The following is a 6,125-nucleotide window of genomic DNA, read 5'->3' as shown; positions in this document are numbered from 1 at the left end:
GTGCCGCGCGAATCCGGTTCCGGCGCGGCTGTGCCGCGCGAGCACGGCCCCGGCATCATCGTGGAGCGGCCGTTCACCGAGGCCGCGCGCGAGGCGCTGGCCGACAGCCAGCTGCGCCGCAACATCGGCAAGGCCACCACCACCATCCGCGCCAAGCGCCGGACGGCGGTGGCCGAAATGCCGGACTGGGAAGACCTGCGCGCGGCGGGCGACGCCATCAAGACGGCCACGCTGTCGCGGCTGGGCGAGCACCTGCTGCAGCTTGAAGCCGCCGTGCAGGCGGCCGGCGGCACGGTGCACTGGGCGCGCGACGGCGCAGAGGCCAACCGCATCGTCGCCGGGCTGCTGAAGGGCCACGGTGCGACCGAGGTCATCAAGGTCAAGTCGCTGACCACCGACGAGATCGGCCTCAACGCCGCGCTGCAGGACGAGGGCATCCGCGCCTACGAGACCGATCTGGCCGAGGTGATCGTGCAGCTCGGCCACGACCGCTCGTCGCACATCCTCGTGCCGGCGATCCATCGCAACCGGGCGGAGATCCGCGAGATTTTCCGCCGCGAGCTGCCGGACACGGAAAACCTCACCGACGAGCCGGCCGATCTGGCGGGCGCGGCGCGGCGCTATCTGCGCGAGAAGTTCCTGACCATTCCCTTTGCTGTCAGCGGCGCCAATTTCGCGGTTGCCGAGACCGGCTCGGTGGCGGTGTTCGAATCGGAGGGCAACGGCCGCATGTGCCTGACCCTGCCGCGGGTGCTGATCTCGGTGATGGGCATCGAGAAAGTCATTCCGCGCTGGCAGGATATGGAGGCCTTCCTGCAGTTGCTGCCGCGCTCTTCGACCGCGGAGCGGATGAACCCCTATAATTCGGTGTGGACCGGAACGCGCGCCGGCGAGGGCCCGCAGGAATTCCACCTCGTGCTGCTCGACAACGGCCGCACCGACGTGCTGGGGGATGCGGCCGCGCGCGACACGCTGAAGTGCATCCGCTGTTCGGCCTGCCTCAATAACTGCCCGGTTTATGAGCGCACCGGCGGCCATGCCTATGGCTCGACCTACCCGGGGCCGATCGGCGCCATCCTCACCCCGCAGCTGAACGGGCCGGGGCCGGCCTCCGGGCTGCCTTATGCCTCATCGCTGTGCGGGGCGTGTTTCGAGGTCTGTCCGGTGCGGATCGATATTCCCCGCATTCTGGTGCACCTGCGCGGCAAGGTGGTGGCCGCGCGCCGGAAACGGCGCGGCGGTCTGCCGGATGGCGAGGCGCTGGCCATGGCGGCCATGGCGCGGGTGTTCGGCTCGGCCCGGCTGTTCGCCATGGCGCAGCGCGCCGGGGCACTGGCGCAGAAGCCGGTCGCCCGCGACGGCCTGATCCGCTCGCTGCCCGGTCCGCTCGCTGGCTGGAGCGCAATGCGCGACCTGAAGGCGATTCCTGCGGAGACCTTCCGCGACTGGTGGCAGAAGACCCGCGGCAACGGAGAGGGCAGACGATGAGCGAGGCCCGCAGCGCCATTCTGGCCCGCATCGGCGCCGCACTGGCCGATGTGCCGCCGGACGCCCCCGCCGCGGAGGTGCCGCGCGCCTTCCGCCGCACTGGAACGCTGGCGGCTGAAGCCCGGACCGCGCTTTTCGCCGGGCGGGCGGCCCATTACAAGGTTGCGGTGTCGCGCTGCCCGCCGGGCGAGGCGGCGGCTGCGGCCGGCCGCATTCTGGCGGCGCGCGGCCTGAGGCGGCTGGTGGTGCCGGCGGATTTTCCCGCCGACCGGCTGCCGCCGGGCGTTGAGGCCGTGCCCGACACGGCGCTCAGCAACGATGCCATCGCCGCCACCGAAGGCGCGCTGACGCTCTGCTGCGTGGCCATCGCCGAGACGGGTACCATCGTGCTCGACCATGGCGCGGCGCAGGGCCGGCGGGCGCTGACGCTGCTGCCGGATTATCACCTCTGCCTCGTCGATGCCGGCCGCATCGTGGAACTGGTGCCGGAGGCGGTGGCGGCGCTGGAGCCCTCGGTGAAGGCCGGCCGGCCGCTCACTTTCATTTCCGGGCCGTCGGCCACCTCCGACATCGAACTGAACCGCGTGGAGGGCGTTCACGGCCCCCGCACGCTGGATGTGCTGATCATCGGCTGAGGCGGAGCCTCAGCCCGCGCCGGATGTGGAGATCACCGGCTGAGGCGGGGCCTCAGCCGATATCCCGCAGCCGGCCATGGTCGAGCCGCAGCACGCGGTCGACGGCGCCGGCCGGCAGGCGGGCGTGGGTGACCATCAGCACCGTGCGTCCGCGCGTGGCCGGGCCGAGGTCGGCCAGAAACGCCGATTCGGTTTCATGGTCGAGGCTTGAGGTCGGCTCGTCGAGCACGATCACCGGGGCGGGCGAGAGCAGGGCGCGGGCCAGACACAGCCGCCGCGCCTGACCGACCGAGAGCGTGCGGCCGGCCTCGCCCAGCCACGAATCGAGCCCCTGCGGCAGCGTGCGCACGAAGGCCGCCAGCCGGGCGTCTTCCAGCGCCTGCCAGCAGGCGGCATCGTCCGCGGCGGCATTGCCGATCAGCAGGTTGTCGCGCACCGAGCCGAGAAAGACGGGCGTATCCTGCGACATGAGCGCGATGTGGGCGTGCAGATCGGCCTGCGCGACCCGGCGGATATCCGTGCCGCCGATGGTGATGCGCCCGCCCTGCACATCGTCGAGCCTGAGCAGCAGGCTGACCAGCGTGGATTTTCCCTCGCCGCTCGGCCCCACCACGGCCAGCCGCTCGCCGGGGGCCAGGCGAAGGTCCAGCCCGTCCAGCACCCGCCGTCCGGCCTCGTAGCCATAGACCACTGCCTCGAAGCGGATTTCGCCGCCCCCCAGCGCCACGGGCGCGGCCGGGTCGGTGATGGCGGGCTGCGCCCCGGTGAGGGCGGCAAGGCGGCGGGCGGACGCCATGGCGGCGCCCACCCGCGCCGCACCGCGGGCGGCCGGGCCGGCGGCCTCGAAAATGGCGAAGCCGGCGAGCAGCCAGCCGGCCAGCGCGGGACCGGAAATCTCGCCGCGGCCGAAATGACCGAGCCCGATCCACAGCACGGCCGTCAGCACGGTGCCGGCCACCACCTGCACCATCAGCGCGCCGTCGGCCCCGGCGCGGCCCTGTTTCAGGCGGGCGCCGGCCAGCGTGCCGGCGGCGGCGGAGACCCGGGCCCCGGCCTCGGCCGTGACGCCATAGCCGGCAAGGTCGCTGTGGCCGTCGAGGCTGTCGAGCACGGCAGCGCGCAGGCCGGCGTTGGCCGCCATCACGGCCGCGCCCGGCTTCGTGCCGCGGGCGATCATCAGCGCGGGGATGACGATGGCGACCAGCCCCACCCCCAGCGCCAGCACGAGCGCGGCCGCCGGCATGAAGAACGCCATGAGGCCGGCCATGCCGAGACCGAGCACGAGAACGGTCAGCGCCGGGGTGACGGCCTGCAGGAACAGCGTATCCAGCGCATCCACATCGGCGGTGAGGCGGGAGACGATGTCGCCGGAGGTCCAGTCCCGGCCGCGCGTCAGGAAGGGGGCGAGCGGAATGAGGGCCCGGAACACGAACGTGCGCAGTTCCGCCAGCAGGCCGAGGGTGGCGTCATGGCCGACCACGCGCTCGCCATAGCGGGCGACGATGCGCAGCAGCGACAGCCCGCGCACCATGGCCGAGGGCCCGAGAAAGTTGAACGCTACCCCGGCGCCGGTAATGGCCGAGGCGGTGATGAACCAGCCGGAAACCCCGAGCAGCCCGATGCCGGCGGCAAGGGTGACGATCGCCAGCAGCAGCGACAGCAGCAGCGCCCCGGCCCGGCGGCCAAACGGCTTGCGGAAGACGAACAGCGCATGCATCGGTCACGCCCTCGAAGACGAAGTTTGCGGGTAGGGGGCGGAAGCTTCCGTCAGGGTGCCGTGATCGAGGCGGATCACCCGGCCCATGCGGGCGGCGACGGCGGCGGAGTGTGTGGCGATCACCAGCGTGCGGCCGCGGGCAAAGGCAAGGATGGCGTCCAGAACCTTCGCCTCCGTCTCGTGGTCGAGATGGGCGGTCGGCTCGTCGAGCAGGATGATGTCCGGGTCGCGCAGAAAAATGCGCGCCAGCGCCACGCGCTGCGCCTCGCCGCCGGAAAGACCGTGGCCGCGCTCGCCGACGAAGGTCTGCAGGCCGCTGGCGAGCCGGTCGGCGAACGCGCTCACCTGCGCCAGACGGGCGGCCTGTGCCACGGCGTCGTCGCCGGCCGCGTGGCTGCCGAGGCGGACATTGTCGGCGATCGTGCCGCGGAACAGGTGCGGGCGCTGGCCGAGGATCGCCATGCGTGCCCGCAGGTCCGCTTCCGGGATGTCGGCCAGCGGTTCGCCGCCGAGGAGCGCGGTGCCGCTGAACGGCCGCAGCCGCGCCAGCGCTTCCAGCAGGCTCGACTTGCCGGCGCCGCTTTCGCCCAGCAGCGCCACCGTGTCGCCGGCGCCGATGACGAGGCCGGCCGGGCCGACCAGCGTGCGGCTGCCATCCGGCGTCGTCAGGCAGAAGCCGGAGAGGGTGAGGCCGGCCGCCCGGGCCGGCCGGACCGGCACCGCCGGCACGGCCGCTGCCGGCGGCGGAGCGGCGACATCCGGCAGCGTGCCGAAGGCGGCGGTGATCTCGTTGACGGCGGCAAGGGCGTTGGCGCGGTCGTGATAGTGCGCGGCCAGCACGCGCAGCGGCAGATAGACCTCCGGGGCCATCAGCAGCGCGAACAGGCCGATCCTGAGGGTCAGCGGATCGCCCCAGTGGCCGATGAGGCCGAGAAAAGTGAGGCCGATATAGAGAGCCACGCCGGCGACGCCGAGGGCAGCGAAGAACTCCAGCACCGCGGAGGACAGAAAGGCGATGCGCATCACCCTGAGCGTGCGCTGGTGCAGATCCTCGCTGGCCGCGCGCACGGTCTCGGCTTCCGCGGCGGCGCGGCCATAGAGCTTCAGTGTGGTGATGCCGCGCACGCGGTCGGCGAAGAAGCCGGAAAGCCGGGCGAAGGCATTGAGGTGCTGGCGGCTGGCTGCCTCCGCACCCCAGCCGACCAGCGCCATGAACAGCGGAATGAGCGGAGCGGTGATGAAGAACAGACCGCCGGCCAGAAGATCGAACGGCATCACCGCGACCGCGAAGGCGACCGGCAGGATGGCGGCGCCGATCATGGCCGGCAGGAAGCGGGCGAAGAAGCCGTCCACGGCCTCCACCTGCTCCATCAGCACCGCGGCGAGCGCGCCGGACGGGCGCGCGCGCACCCAGACCGGGCTTTCGGCCATGAGACGGGCGTGGAGCCGGCTGCGCAGCGTCTGCTTGATGCGTTCGGCGGCGATGAGGCCGGCGCCCTCGCCGATGCGCCCCAGCACGGCGCGGCCGATGATGAAGACGGCAAACAGCAGCACGCCCGGGACGAGCGCGGCCGCCGGCACCCCGTGCACAACGGCGCCGTCGAGCACGCCGGAAAGCGTCCAGGCCTGCAGCACCACCAGCACGCCCGCGGCGAGGGGCGCGCCGATGGCCACCGCCAGCGGACGGCGCGCCTCGCCCTGAAGGCCGCGCAGCCAGCGCGCCTCCGCCCGGCCGGCCTTTGCCGGCAGCGCCGCCGCCCCGGTGGTGACGGCATCCGTGGTGACAGGGGCGGAATCACCCTCCGCATCGTCCGGCCGGGGGGCGACCTCGCTCGTCGCTGTCATGCTCTGCCTTGCCTCCGCCTCACAAAAAGAACCGCATTGCCGCATCTCTGCCACACTCGGCGGCGGCGCGGGGAAAAGCCCCGTTGCGCGCGGACGCGGGCGGGGCAGGGTCCTTTTTGAATTTCAATAAGTTGATATTCCGAAGGCCCGTCGCCGGGGGCGTGACGGACCGGCCCCTTATATAGGATTGCGCGGCGGCGGCTGCCTCTGTCCGCGTCAATCCGCCCGAAGTGATGGACTGCGGCACGCTGACCGCCTTGATGCGGATCAAGGTTCGGTGACTTGGGCGGACGTTAGGTCATTGCTGGAGACCGCCTTTCCTGCACCGGGAGAGACGGCCGGCTTTCGGCGTGGCGCGCCCCGGCGCCCGTGACCGGGGCGATTGAACCCGATACCAGCGAGGCAAGACCGATGATCGATTTCGCCGTCGTCGATCTTTC

Annotated in this window: 4 protein-coding genes; 2 read left to right on the top strand and 2 right to left on the bottom strand. The window is 72.1% G+C overall.

What is annotated here, in order from left to right; translation table 11 throughout:
• Both V7067_RS14505 and V7067_RS14500 read left to right on the top strand, forming a co-directional pair.
• The coding region (locus tag V7067_RS14505; RefSeq protein ID WP_334176618.1) for a lactate utilization protein B at nt 1-1,488 on the top strand (1,488 nt) is incomplete at its 5' end.
• Complete coding sequence (locus V7067_RS14500) at nt 1,485-2,123, top strand: LUD domain-containing protein (protein WP_334176617.1); 639 nt, start codon at nt 1,485-1,487, stop codon at nt 2,121-2,123. The genes V7067_RS14505 and V7067_RS14500, both read left to right, overlap by 4 nt.
• Nucleotides 2,124-2,175: 52 nt before the next feature.
• Here V7067_RS14500 and cydC read toward each other — a convergent pair whose 3' ends face one another.
• Complete coding sequence (gene cydC, locus V7067_RS14495; RefSeq protein ID WP_334176616.1) at nt 2,176-3,840, bottom strand: thiol reductant ABC exporter subunit CydC; 1,665 nt, start codon at nt 3,838-3,840, stop codon at nt 2,176-2,178.
• 3 nt (nt 3,841-3,843) lie between these two features.
• Nucleotides 3,844-5,685, bottom strand: coding sequence for a thiol reductant ABC exporter subunit CydD (gene cydD / locus V7067_RS14490; protein WP_334176615.1), 1,842 nt, complete (start codon nt 5,683-5,685; stop codon nt 3,844-3,846).
• Between the last annotated feature and the right edge of the window lie 440 nt (nt 5,686-6,125).

It is taken from the genome of Pseudoxanthobacter sp., from assembly GCF_036822375.1.
GTDB lineage: Bacteria > Pseudomonadota > Alphaproteobacteria > Rhizobiales > Segnochrobactraceae > Pseudoxanthobacter.
This window is presented reverse-complemented; position numbering and strand designations above follow the sequence as displayed.

Coding starts and splice junctions, on each gene's coding strand:
- cydC (WP_334176616.1), bottom strand. CDS start 3,840: ATGCATGCGCTGTTCGTCTTCCGCAAGCCGTTTGGCCGCCGGGCCGGG.
- V7067_RS14500 (WP_334176617.1), top strand. CDS start 1,485: ATGAGCGAGGCCCGCAGCGCCATTCTGGCCCGCATCGGCGCCGCACTG.
- cydD (WP_334176615.1), bottom strand. CDS start 5,685: ATGACAGCGACGAGCGAGGTCGCCCCCCGGCCGGACGATGCGGAGGGT.